General features: G+C 65.3%; 15 protein-coding genes. 2 read left to right on the top strand and 13 right to left on the bottom strand.

The window, feature by feature from the left end; genetic code table 11:
• The 11 genes from MRY84_RS11850 to MRY84_RS11800 form a co-directional block, all read right to left on the bottom strand.
• On the bottom strand, nt 1–1120 hold a 1120-nt coding region (locus MRY84_RS11850; RefSeq protein WP_291505933.1), incomplete at its 3' end, for a UDP-N-acetylmuramoyl-L-alanyl-D-glutamate--2,6-diaminopimelate ligase.
• A complete protein-coding gene (locus MRY84_RS11845; RefSeq protein WP_291505932.1) occupies nt 1117–2862 on the bottom strand; it encodes a penicillin-binding protein 2 in 1746 nt (581 codons plus the stop codon). The genes MRY84_RS11845 and MRY84_RS11850, both read right to left, overlap by 4 nt.
• Nucleotides 2859–3194 (bottom strand): cell division protein FtsL, encoded by a 336-nt coding sequence (ftsL, locus tag MRY84_RS11840; protein ID WP_291505931.1) that lies wholly within the window; start codon nt 3192–3194, stop codon nt 2859–2861. The genes MRY84_RS11845 and ftsL overlap by 4 nt, the downstream gene beginning before the upstream one ends.
• Before the next feature lie 132 nt (nt 3195–3326).
• Entirely contained in the window at nt 3327–4250 is a 924-nt protein-coding gene (rsmH, locus tag MRY84_RS11835) for a 16S rRNA (cytosine(1402)-N(4))-methyltransferase RsmH (RefSeq protein ID WP_291505930.1), read from the bottom strand.
• Nucleotides 4251–4258: 8 nt separating this feature from the next.
• Nucleotides 4259–4687, bottom strand: a complete 429-nt coding sequence (gene mraZ, locus MRY84_RS11830; RefSeq protein ID WP_291505929.1) for a division/cell wall cluster transcriptional repressor MraZ — start codon at nt 4685–4687, stop codon at nt 4259–4261.
• Between the two features lie 268 nt (nt 4688–4955).
• Nucleotides 4956–6281, bottom strand: coding sequence for an ATP-dependent protease ATPase subunit HslU (gene hslU / locus MRY84_RS11825; RefSeq protein ID WP_291505928.1), 1326 nt, complete (start codon nt 6279–6281; stop codon nt 4956–4958).
• 102 nt (nt 6282–6383) lie between these two features.
• Complete coding sequence (gene hslV / locus MRY84_RS11820; protein ID WP_291505927.1) at nt 6384–6947, bottom strand: ATP-dependent protease subunit HslV; 564 nt, start codon at nt 6945–6947, stop codon at nt 6384–6386.
• Nucleotides 6948–7137: 190 nt separating this feature from the next.
• A complete protein-coding gene (locus MRY84_RS11815) occupies nt 7138–8892 on the bottom strand; it encodes an STAS domain-containing protein (RefSeq protein WP_291505926.1) in 1755 nt (584 codons plus the stop codon).
• A 43-nt stretch (nt 8893–8935) separates the two neighbouring features.
• Nucleotides 8936–9742, bottom strand: coding sequence for an RNA polymerase-binding protein DksA (dksA, locus tag MRY84_RS11810; RefSeq protein WP_291505925.1), 807 nt, complete (start codon nt 9740–9742; stop codon nt 8936–8938).
• A 455-nt stretch (nt 9743–10197) separates the two neighbouring features.
• Complete coding sequence (locus tag MRY84_RS11805) at nt 10198–11268, bottom strand: GTP-binding protein (RefSeq protein ID WP_291505924.1); 1071 nt, start codon at nt 11266–11268, stop codon at nt 10198–10200.
• A gap of 124 nt (nt 11269–11392) precedes the next feature.
• Nucleotides 11393–12631 carry a class I SAM-dependent methyltransferase gene (locus MRY84_RS11800; protein WP_291505923.1) on the bottom strand — a complete coding sequence of 413 codons (1239 nt, stop codon included), beginning with the start codon at nt 12629–12631 and terminating at the stop codon, nt 11393–11395.
• 193 nt (nt 12632–12824) lie between these two features.
• On the opposite strand from MRY84_RS11800, the gene MRY84_RS11795 reads away from it, so the two are divergent.
• On the top strand, nt 12825–13337 hold the full coding sequence (locus MRY84_RS11795; RefSeq protein ID WP_291505922.1) for a chemotaxis protein CheW: 513 nt from the start codon (nt 12825–12827) through the stop codon (nt 13335–13337).
• Between the two features lie 42 nt (nt 13338–13379).
• The gene (locus tag MRY84_RS11790) at nt 13380–15038 is read left to right on the top strand and encodes a methyl-accepting chemotaxis protein (RefSeq protein ID WP_291505921.1); all 1659 of its coding nucleotides are present in this window, start codon (nt 13380–13382) and stop codon (nt 15036–15038) included.
• 180 nt (nt 15039–15218) lie between these two features.
• Here the strand turns inward: MRY84_RS11790 and MRY84_RS11785 are convergent, their stop codons facing one another.
• Nucleotides 15219–15953, bottom strand: coding sequence for a response regulator (locus tag MRY84_RS11785; protein ID WP_291505920.1), 735 nt, complete (start codon nt 15951–15953; stop codon nt 15219–15221).
• Nucleotides 15954–16023: 70 nt separating this feature from the next.
• Nucleotides 16024–16313: response regulator (locus MRY84_RS11780; RefSeq protein WP_291505919.1), on the bottom strand; the 290-nt coding region annotated here is incomplete at its 5' end.

The following is a 16313-nucleotide window of genomic DNA, read 5'->3' as shown; positions in this document are numbered from 1 at the left end:
TCGTAGTTGAATGATTCCAGCCGATAAACCTGCGCTTCGTTGCTCTGTGTGATGATTTAGGCTGGCCAGGGCTTTGGATCTGCTCCATGCGGCCGGGCACGGGCGTGAACTGCGCGCAGGCATACAGCGCGTGTTCCAGCGGAACGCCCAGCGCGCGCAGGCCGGCCAGCACGCCCAGCAGGTTGGAGACGTTGTAATGGCCGATCAACCGCGTCTGCAGGACATGCGTGTGCACGCCCTCGGCCACCGTGAAGCGCAGGCCGCCCTCGCCCATGGCGATGTCGCGCGCAGCCAGGCGGGCCGGGCCGGTGATGGAGACGCTCCACAGGTCCAGCATGCGGTCGGCCAGCGAGGCATGCAGCTCGGCGCCGCGCGGGTCGTCGATGTTGACCACGGCCGCCTGCAAGCCGGGCCAGTCAAACAGGATGCTCTTGGCCTGCCAGTAGGCGGCCATGCCGGGGTGGTAGTCCAGGTGGTCCTGCGTGAAGTTGGTGAACAGCGCCACGCGGATGCGCGTGCCCACCAGCCGGTGCTCGGCCAGGCCGATGGACGAGGCCTCGATGGCGCAAGCCGTGCGGCCAGCGTCGGCAAACTGCTGGAACGCGCGCTGCAGCCGCACCGGGTCGGGCGTGGTCATGCCGGTGCTGGCGAGCGCGGGTGGTGTACCCATACCCAGAGTACCCACCAGCGCACATCCACCCTGCGCAGTTAGCTCATTCTTTGATAGCAAGTTGAGCGCTTCAGCTAACCACCAGGCAGTGCTGGTCTTGCCGTTGGTGCCGGTCACGGCCAGCACATCCAGGCGCTGGGTGGGCTGCTCAAACCATTCAGACGCGATCAGGCCGGTGGCGGCTTTCAGGCCCCGCAGCGCGGCCACGGGAAGGCCATCGAGCGCGAACGCGTCGGCGCCATCGTGCTCCACCAGGCACGCCACCGCGCCGCGCGCGAGTGCGTCTCCGACGTGCGCGCGGCCATCGGTGGCAGCGCCTGGCCAGGCGATGAAGCCATCGCCGGCGCGGACCAGGCGGCTGTCCGTCTGCAGCGTGCCGGTCACCCGGTCGCGCAGCCAGGAGACCGCCTCGTGCACCGAGGCCAGCACGGGCAATGCCGACTGCGTCATAGCGACTCCTCCACCGCGTTGGCCACGATTTGCGGCTTGACGGCCATGTCGGGCTGCACACCCATCATGCGCAGCGTCTGCTGCACCACTTCGCTGAACACAGGCGCAGCCACGGCGCCGCCGTAGAAGACGCCGTTGCTGGGCTCGTCGATCATCACGGCCACGATGATGCGGGGCTTGTCGATGGGCGCCATGCCGGTGAACCATGCGCGGTACTTGCCCGATGCGTAGTTCTTGCCCACCTGCTTGCGCGCCGTGCCGGATTTGCCCCCCACCGAGTAACCCACGGTCTGCGCCTTCTGGCCCGTGCCGCCCGGGCCCGCGGCCATCTGCAGCATCTTGCGCACCTGATCGGCCGTGCGCTCGGAGAACACCGGCACGCCCACGGCGGTTTCACTGCTCTTGAGCATGGTGGCCGGGATCACTCGCCCCCCGTTGGCAAACACCGTGTACGAACGCGCCATCTGGAACAGGCTGGCCGACAGGCCGTAGCCATACGACATCGTGGCCTGCTCCACCGGGCGCCAGGTCTTGTAGGGCCGCAGCCGGCCGCTGATGGCACCCGGAAAGCCGATCTGCGGCTTCTGGCCGAATCCGGCGGCCGAGAAGGTCTCCCACATCTCGCGCGCAGGCATCTGCATGGCCAGCTTGGTGGTGCCCACGTTGCTGGACTTCTGGATCACACCTTCCACCGTGAGCACCCCGTAGTTGTGGGTGTCCGAGATCGTGGAACCGGTGATGTTGATGCGGCCCGGCGTGGTGTCCACGATGGTGTCCGGCCGCACCCGGCCGGATTCCAGCGCCAGGCCGATGGTGAACGGCTTCATGGTGGAGCCGGGCTCGAACACGTCGGTGAGCGCGCGGTTGCGCAGCTGCTCGCCCGTCAGGTTCTGACGCTTGTCGGGCACATAGCTGGGGTAGTTGGCCAGAGCCAGCAGCTCGCCGGTGTGGGCGTCAAGCACCACCACGCTGCCGGCCTTGGCCTTGTGGGCCGTCACTTGGTCGCGCAGCTTCTGGTAGGCAAAGAACTGCACCTTGCTGTCGATGGACAGCTGCATGTCCTTCCCGTCCACGGGCGGCACGGTTTCGCCCACGCCTTCCACCACGCGGCCCAGGCGGTCCTTGATCACGCGGCGCGAGCCGGGCTTGCCAGCCAGCTCCTTGTCGAACGCGAGTTCCATGCCCTCCTGGCCGTGGTCTTCCACGTTGGTGAAGCCCACCACGTGCGCGGCGGCCTCGCCTTCGGGGTACTGGCGCTTGTATTCCTTGCGCTGGTAGATGCCCTTGATGTCGAGCTTGGCGATCTGCTGGCCCACGTCCCAGTCGAGCTGGCGCTTGATCCAGACAAAGGTCTTGTCCTCGTCGGCCAGTTTCTTCTGCAGATCCGGCAGGGGCATTTCCAGCAGCCTGGCCAGCTGCTTGAGCTTGGCGCGGACTTCGGGGTTGTCCTGCTCGACATCCTCTGGAATGGCCCAGATGCTGGCGGCGGGGACGCTGGAGGCGAGGATCAGGCCGTTGCGGTCCAGGATCTTGCCGCGGTTGGCGGGCAGCTCGAGCGTGCGCGCAAACCGCACCTCGCCCTGGCGCTGGAAGAACGCGTTGCCAAAGACCTGCACGTAGGCGGCACGCCCGGCCAGACCCAGAAAGCCGAGCGCGATGGCGGCGACGATGAACTTGCTGCGCCACACGGGCGTCTTGCTGGCCAGCAGGGGGCTGGCGGTATAGACCACGCTGCGGCTCATGGCTGCCCCCCTTCGGCACGGGCAGGAGCGGCGCTGGCCCCCGTGGCGGCTGCGGCGGCCGCCACGCCTTGAGGGTCGGACACATACTGCGTGATGGCCGGCGTGGCCGTGCGCATGTTGAGCTGCGCGCGGGCGATTTTTTCCACCCTCAGCGGCGTGGCCTGCGCACGCTTTTCCACCTGGAGGCGCTGGTGCTCGGTCTCCAGGCGCCGGGCTTCGGCCACGGCGCGGTCCAGCTCGGTGAACAGGCGGCGCGACTCGTACTGGGTGTGCACCAGGTAGATCGCGCTGGCCAGCACGGCAAGCAGCAGAACGATGTTGAGCCTTGTCATAGCCGACGAACCCCACCGTCGACTGAGAAGGGCGCGCCCACCGCCACGGACGCCGAGCAAGGGCCGCCCCGCAGCAAGGGTGTCGTCCCCCTGGAGGGGGAAGGTGCGAAGCGACTCAGGGGGTGCCTCATATCAAACGGCGGTACGCTCGGCCACGCGCATGATGGCGCTGCGCGAGCGGGGGTTGGCCTCGACCTCCGCCGCGCTGGGCTTGATGCGGTCGAGCGCGATGAGCTTCATGGCCTGGGGCGCGGCAAAGGGCGCGCGGCGGTCAAACACCTCCTTGGAGTGCTTGGCGATGAACTGCTTGACGATGCGGTCTTCGAGCGAGTGGAAGCTGATGACCACCAGCCGCCCGCCGGGCTGCAGCACCGACAGGCTGGCCTCTAGCGCTTGCTCGAGTTCTTCAAGCTCGGCGTTGATGAAAATCCGAAGAGCTTGAAATGTGCGCGTTGCAGGGTTCTGGCCCGGCTCGCGGGTCTTGACCGCGCCAGCCACGAGGTCGGCCAGTTCGGCGGTGGTTGCAAGAGGACCCCGTTCTTCGCGCCGAGCAACAATCGCCTTTGCAATGGGGCCAGCAAACCGTTCTTCACCGTAGTCACGTATCACCTCCGCAATTTGTGCCGCTTCGGCCGTGGCCAACCAATCGGCCACGCTGATGCCGCGCGTGGTATCCATGCGCATGTCCAGCGGGCCGTCAAAACGGAAACTGAAACCCCGCTCGGGGCTGTCGATCTGGGGAGAGCTCACGCCCAGGTCCATGAGCACGCCCGCGGCGCTGCCCGGGGGCAGCTCGGAAAGATGGCGAAAACCCTCGTGCCGAATGGAAAAACGCGCATCGGTGATGCGCGTTGCTTCGGCGATGGCTTCGGGATCCTTGTCGAAGGCCACAAGGCGTCCCTGCGGCCCCAGCCGAAGCAGGATGAGGCGCGAGTGCCCGCCCCGCCCAAAGGTGGCATCGACCCAGGTGCCCGCAGGCTCCGGGCCCGCGCCGCCCAAAAGGGCGTCGACGGCTTCATTCAGCAGAACGGTGGTGTGTTGCAGGGGGGCTGTCACGGCGCGCCTCAGAACGAGAAGTCCTTGAAGACATCCGGCATCTCGCCCTGCATGGCCTGGGCTTCCTGCTCGTCGTAGGTCGCCTTGTCCCAGAGTTCGAAGTGGTTGCCCATGCCCAGCAGCATGGTGTCTTTGCTGATACCGGCCGCCTGGCGCAGCTCGGGAGAGATCAGCACGCGCCCCGTGGCGTCCATCTCCACGTCCATGGCATTGCCCAGAAAGATGCGCTTCCACCACTGGGCGGACATGGGCAGCTGGGCAATGCGCTCGCGGAACTTCTCCCACTCGGGGCGGGGGAACACCATGAGGCAGCCGTGCGGGTGTTTGGTGATGGTGAGCTGCCCTGCTGCCGTGGCCGCGAGCACGTCACGATGCCGGGTCGGCACGGACAGCCGACCCTTCGCATCGAGACTTAGCGACGAGGCACCTTGGAACACGGAGGACTACTTCCCAGCTCGGTATTTTTGGAACCTTCAGGGCCTGAGAACGGCCTGAAGGGCACTTTTCACCACTTAATTGCACTTTTTTGCACTGTAGCAGGAAAAGTGGCCCGAGCAAGAGGCGTCGCACCAATTTTTTGTAATGAAATCAACAACTTAGAAGCGAATCTGGAGGTCGCCAGAAGCCAAAAGTCGTTGAAAAAGAAGAACTTACGACGGGCTATGAAAGTGACCTCTCAAGCCCGGCGCGTGCTCCGCCGTGTCGTCACAGGATGTAGCGCGACAGGTCCTCGTCCTGGCTCAGGGTCTGTAGGCGGGCATCGACGTAAGCGCCATCCACCACGATGGTCTGGCCCGAGAGGCGGGTGGCTTCGAAACTCACCTCGTCCAGCAGGCGTTCCATCACCGTGGCCAGCCGGCGGGCGCCGATGTTCTCGGTCCGTTCATTGACCTCATAGGCGATGTGCGCCAGACGGGTGATGCCCTCGGGAGCGAACTCCAGCGTGACGCCTTCCGTCGCCAGCAAGGCCTGGTACTGCTTGACGAGCGACGCGTGCGTCTGGGTCAGGATGGCTTCAAAGTCCTTCACCGACAGCGACTCCAGCTCCACGCGGATTGGAAAGCGCCCCTGCAGTTCGGGGATCAGGTCGCTGGGCTTGGACAGGTGGAATGCGCCCGAGGCGATGAACAGGATGTGGTCGGTCTTGATCATCCCGTACTTGGTCGAAACCGTGGTGCCTTCCACCAGCGGCAGCAGGTCGCGCTGCACACCCTGCCGAGACACGTCAGCACCACTGGTTTCCTGGCGCGCCGCCACCTTGTCGATCTCGTCGATGAACACGATGCCGTTCTGCTCGGCGTTCGTGACGGCGCGGGTCTTGATCTCTTCCTCGTTGACCAGCTTGCCGGCCTCTTCGTCGGTCAGCAGCCTGAGCGCCTCGGCGATCTTGAGCTTGCGAGTCTTGCGCTTGTCCTGGCCCAGCTGGCTGAACATGCCGCGCAGCTGCTCGGTCATTTCCTCCATGCCCTGCGGTCCCATGATCTCCAGCTGGGGGCGCGACTCAGCCACGTCGATCTCGATCTCCTTGTCATCGAGCTGGCCCTCGCGCAGCTTCTTGCGGAACACCTGGCGGGCAGTGCTGTCAGCCACGGGCTCGGAGCCCGCCGCAGCACGGGCCGGCGGCACCAGCACGTCGAGGATGCGCTCTTCGGCGGCGTCCTCGGCGCGGGTGCGCACCTTCTTCATCTCGGATTCGCGCGTCTGCTTGACGGCCATCTCCGCCAGGTCGCGGATGATGGAATCCACGTCCTTGCCGACATAGCCGACCTCCGTGAACTTGGTGGCTTCGACCTTGATGAAGGGCGCATCGGCCAGCTTGGCCAGGCGGCGCGCGATCTCGGTCTTGCCCACGCCCGTGGGGCCGATCATGAGGATGTTCTTGGGCGTGATCTCCTGGCGCAGGCTGCCCTCGACCTGTTGGCGCCGCCAGCGGTTGCGCAGCGCAATGGCCACCGCGCGCTTGGCGCTGGCTTGGCCCACGATGTGGTTGTCGAGTTCGGAGACGATTTCCTGGGGGGTCATGGAGGACATGCGTTGCCTGCCTTGAGAGTCAATGCCAAATCAGCCTTCTGCGCTTGATGGACAAGCGCAACCAGCTATCAAAATGTGAGTATTTACCTACCGCCGCGCACCCTACAGCGTCTCGATGGTGTGGTTCATGTTGGTGTAGATGCAGAGTTCGCCTGCGATCTCCAGCGACTTCTTCACGATCTCCTGCGCGGACAGATCGGTATTCACCAGCAGCGCCTTGGCGGCCGAATGCGCATACGCCCCGCCGGAGCCGATGGCCACGATGCCCTGCTCGGGCTCCAGCACGTCGCCATTGCCGGTGATGATGAGCGAGGCGCTCGCGTCGGCCACGGCCAGCATGGCTTCGAGGCGGCGCAGCACGCGGTCGGTACGCCAGTCCTTGGTCAGCTCGATGGCAGCACGGGTGAGGTGGCCCTGGTGCTTTTCGAGCTTGGCCTCGAAGCGCTCGAAGAGCGTGAACGCGTCGGCAGTGGCGCCCGCAAAGCCTGCCAGCACCTTGCCGTGGTAGAGCTTGCGCACCTTGCGCGCCGAGCCCTTGACCACGATGTTGCCCAGGGTGACTTGGCCGTCGCCGCCAATGGCGACCTGGATGCCCGATGGCGTCTGGCGACGCACGCTGAGAATGGTGGTGCCGTGAAACACCGGGGTGTCATGAGAGGAGTCCATAGCTGCGGCAGATGAGGGCAAGACCCCGTATTGCAAGCACGCCCACCCTGCCGGGGTCCGGGCGAGGGCACGGGCTGACTGCTCGGAGAGTCAAGCCCCGTGAGCGGCGCTGTACCGGCTTGCAGGAATGGCCCTACACCATGCGCCCTGACGCCCCTCCAGGGAGAGGCACAGAGGCCCCTCCAAGGCGTCAGTTCTTGCGAGGCACCACCCACGCGTGCTCGTTGATCCCAATGACGTTGAAGAAGATCGCCACCAGCCGCTGGAGGTTCTGGAACTGGATCACATGGCCACGGCCCTGCTGCTCGGCGGCCCAGTTCAGTACAGAGCCCGCCGCCGCAAAATCCACGCGAATGAGCTTGTCGCACGCAATGGCCAGCGGCACGCCGGGCCGCAGCATCGCCTGGAACGGCTCCAGCAGCGGCGTGGCGTCGCCGTCGATGTGGCCGCTGAGCTGGGCCACGGGGCCGGTTTCCAGGGGCGCGGGAATCGAGCTGTCGCCCAGGTTGGAGGGCCCAAAGTCGCTGTCGGCCGCCAAGGGCGCGGAACCTGAGCTAACCCCTTCGTTGTCGGAATAACCGCAGCGAGGTGACGCCCACGACGGCGGTGAGACCTCGTAGGTGACGCAATAGTCCAGGGCCACCATCTCGAACTCGTCGGGCTTCCCCATCAGGCGCAGCGCCGCCATGCGCAGCCGCCACCATTCGGGGCTGGTCGCGCGGTCGCCTGACTGGGCCTTGGCCTCCAGCAGCGCATTGAGCTTTTCCACGCCCGAAAAGACGATTTGCCCGTCCAGCTCGGCCCATTTGGTGAACTGGTCAGCCAGCAAGGGAACGGCGGGCTCGTCAATGGACACCAGACGCGCCCAGGACATGCTCCAGGGCGAGGCGGCACGCGCCACGGACGCCTGGAGCGCCGCCACCGATGACACGGCCAGGGTGGCCGGGGCACTCCAGCTGAAATCGCGCCGCGCGACGCCGGCCGGGGCCGCCTCTCCCCCTGGCGCGGCAGCGGAGGCCACGGCGGTCATGCCCAATTGCTCGGGCATCGAGAACCACAGCGGCGCCGAGCGGCTGTACTTGGCAGCGAAATCGATGGCCAGGGTTTCAAAACGGTCGTGCTGCCCCGTCGCGCGGTACAGGTCGAACAGCGTCATCCAGATTTCGAGCTGATCTTCAGGGGCGTCCTGCTGGTGCTGTGCCAGCACATCCAGCAAGCCGGCTTCCGCGCCCGCGTGGTCGCCATTGGCAAACCGGATGGCCGCTTCTTCTAGGTCGGGTTCGTGCACGAATTCCTCCGGTTCGGGGGCGGCCGCAGGCGCCGCTGCCTGGCTTGCCGCCGGGCTGAAGGACGCTTCGCCAGGGCCACCGCTGGCCAGCATTTGCGCATCCGTACCGCCAAAGTTGCCCATGGCCATGCTGTCATCGGCAAACAGCGGTGCGACACCGGGCTTGGTTTCGAGAGCCGCCGGCAGGCTGCCTGGCGCTGTGGGAGCGTACGCACGCGCGTGTTCGGAGTCCGAGACGCCTTCGGTGGCGGGAGGCATCGGCATGGGCTGGGTGGGCGCGCCGGAGCCTTGCTTGCTTTTCCACCACTGCTGCGACATCTGCGCTTCGATCTCGTCGATCTTCTTGAGCGTGACGGCACGGTCGTCAGGCGACGCCATGCTGCTCTGGAAGAACGAGGGCCGGGCGGTCGGATCTTCGGTGCGCTGACCCTGCAGCATCTCCCGCTGGCGCAGCTTGCGCAGCTGATCGAACTCGCGCCGCCGCACGAAGTCGTTGCGGCGCTTTCGCTCGATCATCTCCTTGAGCATCTGCTTGCTGTACTGGCTTTCGCGGTCGTCCTGGATGGAATCCAGCTCGGTCCAGTTGACCGTCGGATTCTTGACGAACCGAACCACCTTCGATAGCAGGCCGCCGGGGGTGGTTTCTTCCTTGCTCATGGCTCAGGGCGCGTGGGTGAATGGTCAGGCCGGGGCGGCCCGATCAATCACCGAACATCTTCTGCTTGAGTTCGCGGCGTTGTTGTGCTTCGAGCGAGAGAGTGGCGGTGGGACGGGCAATCAGGCGGCCCACGCCAATGGGTTCGCCCGTCTCATCGCAGTAGCCGTAGTCGCCCGCATCAATGCGGGCGATGGACTGCTCGATCTTCTTGAGCAGCTTGCGCTCGCGGTCGCGGGTGCGCAGTTCCAGGGCGTGCTCTTCTTCAATGGTGGCGCGGTCGGCAGGATCGGGCACGACAACGGTGTCTTCCCGAAGGTGCTCGGTGGTTTCGCCAGCGCTGTTGTGGATGTCCTGCTTGAGCTGAACGAGCTTCAGGCGGAAGAACGCCATCTGCTTTTCGTTCATGTACTCGCTGTCAGGCATTGCCATGACTTCGGCGTCGGTCAGCTCGGCGGCGGACTTGGTCTTCCAGTTGTTCGCCAGCTTGGGGTCTTTTTTGGCAGCCGTATAAGTGGGCTGAGCTTGCACGGTCGTGGGCATGGTGTGTTGGTAACTGGCTTTGGCAGCGGTGGAAGCCACTGCCTGTGCCATGGATGGTACGGTCAATTGGGCCAATCGGGAAGAAGGCCGGGTTGTACGCGCGGGTACCTGCGAATCTGCCTGCTGCGCAGGCGCCGCAGCGGGCGCCTGCGCAAGCGCCACCTTGGCCGGGGCAGCGACAGCAGCCTTGGCTGCTGCCTTGCCGGGGGCCTTCGCGGCGGCCTTGGGCGCTGCCGGGGCGGCAGCGCTTTTCGCCGCGGCGGGAGCCGCCTTGGTGGCCCCCTTGGATTTGCTGGTCTCGGCTTTCACTTCCTGGTCTCCTCGCTGTACGGGCAGGCCCTGACCTCATTCTGGGGCCAAGGGCGGATGACAAGCCTTCCGGGGTCTAGAACCTGTTCAATGCCCTCGGGATGGAATCGATGGGAGTGTGCTCCCACTGCCGCTCCCACCCGCGGGACTGCACGGGAGGGCGGCCTGTGACACGGTGGCCCGGCGGGGGCCATTCGCCCCTTCCCGGCCGCCATGCCTTCAGCAGCCGTCCCATCACTGCACACTGCGCCTCGCAACCCGGCACGACAAGGGTATTTGCCCCGAAAAGGCATTGAACAGGTTCTTGTCGGGGCGCGATTGTATCGACCTCCACTGACGCGAACGGAAACGTTGCAGATACAACACAAACCGGCGGGCTTCCAGGCGCAACGCGCGCCCCAGGACGGGAAGGCGCCGTGCGCGGGCAGCCGTCGGCCCGCGTCACGTTCGGGGCCTCAGGCCAGGCTCTGCTCCAGCCCCTGCAGGAAGATGTCCTTGGGCAGGTCGATTCCGATAAAAACCATCTTGCTCACCCGCGGCTCACCGTCGGCCCACTGGGGCCCCAGGTCGCTGCCCATGAGCTGGTGCACCCCCTGGAAGATCACCTTGCGCTCGGTGCCCTTCATATTCAGTACGCCCTTGTAGCGCAGCATGCGGGGGCCGTAGATATTGACGATCGCTCCCAGGAAGTCCTCCAGCTTGGCCGGATCGAATGGGCGCTCGGAGCGGTAGACAAAGCTCTTCACGTCGTCGTCATGGTGATGGTGGTGGCCATGCCCATGGTCGTGCTGATGCGAGGGGTGACTGCAGTGCTCGCCGTGTTCATGGTCATGGTCATGGTGGTCGTGATCATGATCATGGTCGCCCTCCTCCTTGAGGAAGTCGGGATCGATGTCAAGCTTGGCGCTGAGGTTGAAGCCCCGCAGGTCGAGCACCTCGGACAGCGGCACCTCGCCGAAATGCACCGCCTTGATCGGCGCCCGGGGGTTCATGTGCTTCAGGCGATGGATCAGCGCCTCGGTCTCCTCCTTGGAGACCAGATCGGTCTTGGACAGGAAGACCTGATCGGCAAAACCCACTTGGCGGCGCGCTTCCTGACGGTCATTGAGCTGCTGTGCCGCGTGCTTGGCGTCCACCAGGGTGATGATGGAATCGATCAGGTAGGTTTCTGCGATTTCCTCGTCCATGAAGAAGGTCTGCGCCACCGGGCCTGGGTCGGCCACACCGGTGGTCTCGATCACGATGCGGTCGAACTCCAGCAGGCCCTTGCGCTTTTTGGCGGCCAGCAATTGCAGGGTTTCGCGCAGGTCTTCACGGATGGTGCAGCAGATGCAGCCGTTGCTCATCTGCACGATCTGCTCCTTGGATTCGGTCACCAGGATGTCGTTGTCGATGTTCTCTTCGCCGAACTCGTTCTCGATGACGGCGATCTTCTGGCCATGGGCCTCGCTCAGCAGGCGCTTGAGCAGCGTCGTTTTGCCGGAGCCCAGAAAGCCGGTGAGGATGGTGACGGGGATCAATGCCATAAATCTGTCTTTCAAGGGGATCAACTACTTGCGCGGCGGGCCGCCGCGCCCGCGCAGGGCGCTGCACGGGATGGTGTTTTTCAGTGTACCGAGGCTGTCAAGGCCCTGCAGCGCCTCCACCCGGTCACCCCTTGCGCATCACCACCAACCCTTTCAGGTATTCGCCTTCGGGGAACTCCAGCGTCATCGGGTGGTCCGGCGCCCCGCCCAGGCGCTCCAGGATGTAGCCGTCCACGCCGGCATCCGCGCCCGCCGAGGCCACGATCTTGTGGAACAGGTCGGCGCTGATGCCGCCTGAGCACGAGAAAGTAAACAGCACGCCGCCCGGCGACAACAGCTGCAGGGCCAGCCGGTTGATGTCCTTGTACGCGCGGGCCGCGCGATCCGCGTGCGCCGCGGTGGGCGCAAACTTGGGAGGGTCCAGCACGATGGCGTCGAAGCGCTGGCCCTCCTTGAGGAACTGGCGCAACGAAGCGTTCACGTCCGCGTCCAGAAAGCTCGCGCGGTTCACGTCAAAGCCGTTGAGCGACACGTGGGCACGGGCGCGCTCCAGCGCCGGGGCCGACGAGTCGATGGAGATCACCTGCCCGCCTGCCCTCCCGCCAGCTGCCTCTGCCGCGCGCATGCCCGCCAGCGCGGCCACGCTGAAACCACCCGTGTAGCAAAAGCAGTTGAGCACCCGCTGAAACCCCAGGCGCCGGGCGTAGTCGGCAAAACGCTGGCGGCTGTCGCGCTGGTCCAGATAGAAGCCCGTCTTGTGGCCCTCAGCGATGTTCAGGGTCAAGCGCCAGTGGTGCTCCTGGATCGACAGCTCGAGCGGGGGCGGCGCCTCACCCAGACGGGCCTCGCCGCCGCGCAGCCAGCCCGTGGCGGGCGCAAGCCCCTCCAGGGCGCGCACGCTCGCATCCGAACGTTCATACAACTTGGACAGGCCCGTCTCGCGCAGCAGGGCATCGGCGATCACGTTTTTCCAGCGCTCGGTGCCCGCGCTGGTGAATTGCGCCACCAGCGTATCGCCGTAGCGATCCACGATGAGACCGGGCAGGCCGTCGGACTCGCCATGCACTAGCCGCACGCCGTCGCTTTGGATGTCAAAACGGGCTCTCGCGATGATGGAACGTGCGCAAGCAGCTATGAAAAATGGAGCATCGATGCGCTGAGCCTCGTCAAAGCTCCATACCCGGGCCCGGATGCGCGAGCTCGGGCTGTAGGCGGCCCAGGCCAGGAACTGGCCTTCATGCGACTCCACGCGCACGGTCTCACCGCTGTCGCCGCCGCCCTTGGCTATGGCCGATTCGAAGATCCAGGGGTGGCGGCGCAAGAGCGAACGCTCTTTGCCAGGACGAAGGCGGAGGGTTTTCATTCCCGGGATTGTGCAGGTTGCGGGACGGCATTTCGAGTACCTCCAACACCCCCTTCGCGCCTTCCACAGGGTGGTGCAGAACGCGCGTACCCTGACTTGCATCAATCAAAAATATCATTTCATCGAATTTCAATTGACAAATTCGATATGCCATTCATAAAATCAAACAAAAGTATCACTTTTATCAAAAGCCATGACCACACACCTTGCCGCCACTGCAACCGCTTCGTCCGCAGCAGTTGCCTCCCCCGTGCTGACGGACCTGCGTGAGTTCCTGGCCTTCAAGGTCGGGGCCGAAGAGTACGGCGTGGACATCCTGCGCGTGCAAGAAATCCGCTCGTACGAAAAGCCAACCACCATCGCCAACGCCGCTGCGGAGCTCAAGGGAGTGATCAACCTCCGCGGGGTGATTGTTCCCATCATCGACCTGAGGATCAAACTGGGCCAGCAGCACGCGCACTACGACCACTTGACGGTGGTGATCGTGCTCAACATTGGACAGCGCGTGGTGGGCGTGGTGGTGGACGGCGTGTCCGACGTCCTGACGCTGGAGCGGGAGCAGTTGCGCCCCGTGCCCACCCTCGAAACGGACGTGCGTCGCGACCACTTGCTGGCCATCGGCGCGGTGGACGACCGGATGCTCATCCTGCTGGACATCGAAAAACTTCTGGCCCCGGCGCTGGCGACCCACCCTACCCTGCAGTGATCTGCGGATCCGAAATCACAGACAACCTCCGGAGACCCCCTTATGAAATTCCTTACCACTTTCGGCATCACGCAACGCCTGTACTTGGTATCCCTTGCGCTGATCGGCGGACTGGGCCTGGTCGCGCTGCTGGCGTGGAACAACATCTCCGGGATCAACCGGCAAACCCAGCGGGTGGCGGAGGAATCCGTGCCGCACCAGCTGCGTCTGGCCACCATGGAGCTGAACGTCACGCGCTCGTCGCTGCAGCTGCGCCATGCGATCCTTGTGCGTACGCCTGCCGACCTCAAGGCCACGCTCGCGGACGTGGGCGAGAAAAAGAAACTGATCGATGCCGACCAAGCCGCGCTCGAGAAGGCCGCGGTCACCCCGGAGGAAAAGGCCGAGTACGGCAGCCTGGTCCAGGCCCTGGGCACGTTCTGGTCCATTGCCGGCCAGAACATCCAGCTGATCGAACAAGGCAACAAGGAAGAGAGCTTTGACTTCCTGGTGGCCAAGACCATTCCGGCCCGCAACGTGGTGCTGGAAATGCTGAGCAAGCAAAAGCACCGCCAGAGCGACGCGCTGACCAAGAGCCTCGGCGAGATCAAGGCCGACGCCACGCAAACGCTCTACAGCGTGGTAAGCGCCGTCGCGGCGATTGCCGCGGGACTGATGGCTTTCGCCTGGTACGTCGGACGCGTGCTGCAGCGCCGGGTGGCCCAGGCACAAGCGGTGGCAGCCCGGGTGCGCGATGGCGACCTGACCGGCGAGGTCATCGACACCGCCAGCGATGAATTCAGCCCCTTGCTGGGCGCGCTGGCCACCATGCAGACCTCGCTGACCCAGGTGGTCACCCAGGTCCGCCAGGGCTCGGACGGTGTGGCCACGGCAAGTGCGGAGATCTCGGCAGGCAACAGCGACCTCTCGGCACGCACCGAAAAGCAGGCCAGCGCGCTGGAGGAAACCGCAGCGTCAATGGAAGAACTCAACTCGACCGTCCGCCAGAATGCCGAGAACGCCCGCCATGCCAACCAGTTGGCGCGCAACGCATCGGACGTAGCCAGCCAGGGGGGCGAGGTCGTGGCCGACGTGGTGCGCACCATGAAGGACATCAACGACAGCTCCCGCAAGATCTCCGACATCATCGGCGTCATCGACGGCATCGCGTTCCAGACCAATATCCTGGCGCTCAATGCCGCCGTGGAAGCCGCCCGCGCAGGCGAACAGGGACGCGGGTTTGCCGTGGTGGCCAGCGAAGTCCGCAGCCTTGCCAGCCGATCGGCCGAGGCGGCACGGGAAATCAAGGCGCTGATTGGCGCCAGCGTGGAGCGGGTGGAAGCCGGCTCCGCCCTCGTGGACCGCGCCGGAAAAACCATGAGCGAAGTGGTCGAAGCCATCACCCGCGTGACCGACATCATGGCTGAGATCAGCGCCGCCAGCTCCGAACAAAGCCAGGGCGTAGACCAAGTGAACGAGGCTGTCACGCAGATGGATCAGGCCACCCAGCAGAACGCCGCACTCGTGGAGGAAATGGCGGCCGCCGCCAGCAGCCTCAACACACAAGCCGCAGAGCTGGTCAGCGTGGTGTCCGCTTTCAAGATCGTGGCGTCGCAGGACCACCCTGCACTCGCATCTGCGCAGCGCAGCTCACCGGTCGCGGCCCGCCCCCGGCCGCTCGCACGCGCCCCCCAAGGCCAGGGCGCCTACATCGCGCACTGAGGCACGCTCAGCCGGCTGCCCACCTTGTGCAGCCCGAGAGAGAACCAGCAAGCCACCTTCGGGTGGCTTTTTTTTGAATCGCCCAGGCGGGGAGAAACATCAGGGGCGGGCGGTGCACAAAGGAAACGGCCGCCACGACAGGCGGCCACCGACGGTGGCAGAGACCGCTCTGCAGCCCGCTCAGATCAGGCCAGCAATGAGCGCACGCAGCCGCTGCCAGCCTTGCACCATGGCATCGCGGGCCCCGGCGGCTGCGTGTTCCTCGGTAGAGCGGGCACACTCGGCCGCGTCGGCCTCGCCCAGCATGGTGAGCACCGACTTGAGGTTGTGCGCCACATGCCGCAGCGCCTCACAGTCACGCGCGGCGACGGCAGCGTCGCCCGTGCGCAGGTCGGCCCCGAACTGCACGCTGCATGCCTGGCGATAGGTGTCATAGAGCACCCGGTTGCCACCAAAAAAATCGTTGACGGGGTCCAGGGCACGCGCGGGGGGGCCGGCGGGCGCTGCAGGCGCTGCCGCCACGCTGGCCAACGCCTCCGATACGCAGGCCGTGAGGGCCCCTACCGATGACGGCTTGTGAAGCACACGCCACACCCCCAGCGCCTCAAGCTGGCGCTCGATGGTGGTATTCAGCCCTCCGCTGAACACCACCGTGCGGCATGCGAGCGTGGACGCGGGTGCCGCCGCAGAGGCAACGGTTCGGTCCCGGATCCACGCCAGCAGATCCTGCCCCGGTCCGTCGGGCAAAGACAGATCCGTGATCACCACGGATGCGCCAGCAGATTCCAGTGAGCGCCGGGCTTCGGCCAAGGTGCCGCAATGCACCAGTTCGACCTCCAGCGGATCCAGCGTCATCTGGATGAACCGGCGCACGTTCAAATCGTCTTCGACCACGAGCACGCGCGATGTGGTCATGGCACGCTGCCCCGGCATTGGTTGGCAGAACGGCAGACTTTCGCGCTGCAGGGGGCAGATCGGGCTGTCTTCACAGCTTTTCTGCCGGCTGCGGCTGCAGGAATCCGGCCAGCAAGGCCGGCAGCTCCTGCGCCAGTCGCGGCTTGTGCACCACGGGCAGGCCCGCCAAGGCAAAACCGTAGGGTCCCCGCTGCTCTTCATCCAGCGACGTGACCACGATCAGACGGCTGCGCTGGAACTGAGGGTGCGAGCGCAGGCGGGCAATGAGCGTCGCCCCATCGATGCCAGGCAGGAGGATGTCCACGATGAGGACGTCAGGCTTGAGCTCGCCGGCCATCGCCAGGCCGACGATCCCGTCGT

The organism is Acidovorax sp. (assembly GCF_022763525.1).
Classification (GTDB): Bacteria; Pseudomonadota; Gammaproteobacteria; order Burkholderiales; family Burkholderiaceae_C; genus Acidovorax.
The sequence above is the reverse complement of the archived record's forward strand: the minus strand, read 5'-3'. Positions and strand labels throughout refer to the sequence as shown.

Excerpts from the sequence above, each read along its gene's own strand:
- MRY84_RS11845 (WP_291505932.1), bottom strand. The coding sequence starts at position 2,862 with ATGAGCCGCAGCGTGGTCTATACCGCCAGCCCCCTGCTGGCCAGCAAG.
- ftsL (WP_291505931.1), bottom strand. The coding sequence starts at position 3,194 with ATGACAAGGCTCAACATCGTTCTGCTGCTTGCCGTGCTGGCCAGCGCG.
- hslU (WP_291505928.1), bottom strand. The coding sequence starts at position 6,281 with ATGTCCTCCATGACCCCCCAGGAAATCGTCTCCGAACTCGACAACCAC.
- hslV (WP_291505927.1), bottom strand. The coding sequence starts at position 6,947 with ATGGACTCCTCTCATGACACCCCGGTGTTTCACGGCACCACCATTCTC.
- MRY84_RS11815 (WP_291505926.1), bottom strand. The coding sequence starts at position 8,892 with ATGAGCAAGGAAGAAACCACCCCCGGCGGCCTGCTATCGAAGGTGGTT.
- MRY84_RS11805 (WP_291505924.1), bottom strand. The coding sequence starts at position 11,268 with ATGGCATTGATCCCCGTCACCATCCTCACCGGCTTTCTGGGCTCCGGC.
- MRY84_RS11800 (WP_291505923.1), bottom strand. The coding sequence starts at position 12,631 with ATGAAAACCCTCCGCCTTCGTCCTGGCAAAGAGCGTTCGCTCTTGCGC.
- MRY84_RS11795 (WP_291505922.1), top strand. The coding sequence starts at position 12,825 with ATGACCACACACCTTGCCGCCACTGCAACCGCTTCGTCCGCAGCAGTT.
- MRY84_RS11790 (WP_291505921.1), top strand. The coding sequence starts at position 13,380 with ATGAAATTCCTTACCACTTTCGGCATCACGCAACGCCTGTACTTGGTA.
- MRY84_RS11785 (WP_291505920.1), bottom strand. The coding sequence starts at position 15,953 with ATGACCACATCGCGCGTGCTCGTGGTCGAAGACGATTTGAACGTGCGC.